General features: G+C 64.8%; 1 protein-coding gene and 1 pseudogene. One reads left to right on the forward strand and one right to left on the reverse strand.

Annotated elements, in window-relative coordinates; all coding sequences use genetic code 11:
* A pseudogene (locus tag AB0H00_RS31905) lies at nt 1-240 on the forward strand (hypothetical protein); the annotation flags it as partial.
* A gap of 478 nt (nt 241-718) precedes the next feature.
* Here AB0H00_RS31905 and rfbB read toward each other — a convergent pair.
* Nucleotides 719-1,735: a dTDP-glucose 4,6-dehydratase gene (rfbB, locus tag AB0H00_RS31910; protein ID WP_357273655.1), complete on the reverse strand. Its 1,017-nt coding sequence runs from the start codon at nt 1,733-1,735 to the stop codon at nt 719-721.
* Nucleotides 1,736-2,113: the final 378 nt, after the last annotated feature.

Genomic DNA, 2,113 nt, shown 5'->3' on the forward strand with positions numbered 1-2,113 from the left:
GGCGGAGCCGTCGGCTGCGTCCTCGGCGGTATCGCCGGTGCGACCGTCGCCGCGGCGACCATCGTCGGCCTGTTCGGCGCGTTCATCCCGGCCGCTGTCATCGGCTGCCTCGGCGGCATCATCGCGGTCGGTGCCCTCGGCACCCTCGCCGGCCAGCTGCTGATCACCGCCCCGGTCGCCATCGGCGCCGCGATCCAGTACTTCACGACGATCAACCAGCCGTTCAACCCTGTGAAGTAAAGCCCGCAACTGAACTCGTACAACATAAGAGAAACGAGTCGTGAACTCCGCCCGCGCAGTGCGCGGGCGGAGTTCATTCGCTTCCCGCGCGCTGATCGCGCGGGGTGGCCACATACTGAAAACCGCGGAGACACTTACGGTTACCGTGTATTTGCAGTGCACTCACCCGTCCGGCCTCCGGCGGAATCGAACACCGAATATTCCGATCCAGAAGCAGTCGCAATCGACCAGCCGTCACGGCGGGAGATATGGACCACGAGTGACCTGCATGTGTGCGACTTCATGGCGTAGTCCCGTACGACCACTGCGCGCTGCTGGTGAAAGTCCCGCTCCTCGCGGCGGAGCGATTCGCGGGAAGACACCGAGCGTGGGGTCCTGCCGTCACCGTGATCGTGGCGCAGGGAGCGGTGAAGTACCACATCGCCGTCCGGGGCCGGCCCGCAACGGAATTCGAGCGCAGCGGCGCGGTCGACTCAGTTCAGTCCCGTGCCACTCCGATCGTCTGCTCGCCCGCCGCTAGGTAGGCGCGCTCCGTGCCCGCCTTGTCCGGGCGCCACCAGGATTCGTTGTCCCGGTACCACCGGATGGTCGCGGCCAACCCGGCGCGAAAGTCTCCGTAGCGCGGTTCCCAGCCGAGTTCGGTGCGAAGCAGTGACGCGTCGATCGCGTAGCGCTGATCGTGGCCGGGCCGGTCGGTGACGTGATCGAAATCGTCCGGATCCCGGTCGAACGCTTCCAGGATCATCCGCACCACGGACTTGTTGTCCAGCTCGCCGTCGGCGCCGATCAAGTAGGTCTGACCGATTCGACCGCGCTGCAGGATGGCCCACACGGCGCGGTTGTGGTCGTCGACGTGGATCCAGTCGCGTACCTGGTGCCCCGCGCCGTAGAGCCGCGGCCGGACACCGTCGATCAGGTTGGTGATCTGGCGCGGGATGAACTTCTCCACGTGCTGGTAGGGCCCGTAGTTGTTGCTGCAGTTGGAGATGGTGGCGCGCACGCCGAACGACCTGGTCCACGCGCGAACCAGCAGATCGCTGGCGGCCTTGGTGGCCGAGTACGGGCTCGACGGGTTGTACGGGGTGGTCTCGGTGAACGACGCGGCGTCCGGCGTCAGGTCGCCGTACACCTCGTCGGTGGACACGTGGTGGTAGCGCACGTCGTGGCGGCGCACGGCCTGCAGAAGCGAATAGGTGCCGACGATATTGGTCTGCAGGAACGGCCACGGCTCGGCGAGAGAGTTGTCGTTATGGGATTCGGCGGCGAAATGGACCACCGCGTCGACGCCGCTGACCAGTTCGTCGACCAGGTCGAGGTCGGCGATGTCGCCGTGCACGAAATCGATGCGGCCGGCCACCGGATCCAGGGAGACCCGGTTCCCGGCATAGGTCAACGCGTCGAGGACGGTGACGGTCGTGTCGGGATGGTCGGACACGGTCAGATGAACGAAGTTCGCGCCGATGAATCCGGCGCCGCCGGTGACGAGCAATCGCACCCACACGACTCTACGTGGGGACCGGTCCCGGTGATGACCGACTCGGCAGCCGGTGCCGCGCGGCAGCTGACCCAGAGTTACATGCTGTGACCTCCGTCACATAATCTTCCCAAAGAGAAGAACGCCCAGTTTGGTTAGTGGTGGAAAACCCCGGTCAGCGCCCTCATTTCCAGAAGCCCACCAAGCCATGGGCCGCGGCGGTGAACAAAATTTGAATAAATAGTCACAACCGGTTCACCACGCGTTAGCTGGTCTAGATTTTGCTGGTCCAGTCCCCTCCGAACGCTTCACATCGAGGTTCCAAACAAATGCTGATGAGGAAATTCGCCGCGACGTCGGCCCTGATGATCGCCGCCCTCGGCGTCACCGCAGGCACCG

Source organism: Nocardia sp. NPDC023852, from assembly GCF_040639505.1.
Classification (GTDB): domain Bacteria; phylum Actinomycetota; class Actinomycetes; order Mycobacteriales; family Mycobacteriaceae; genus Nocardia.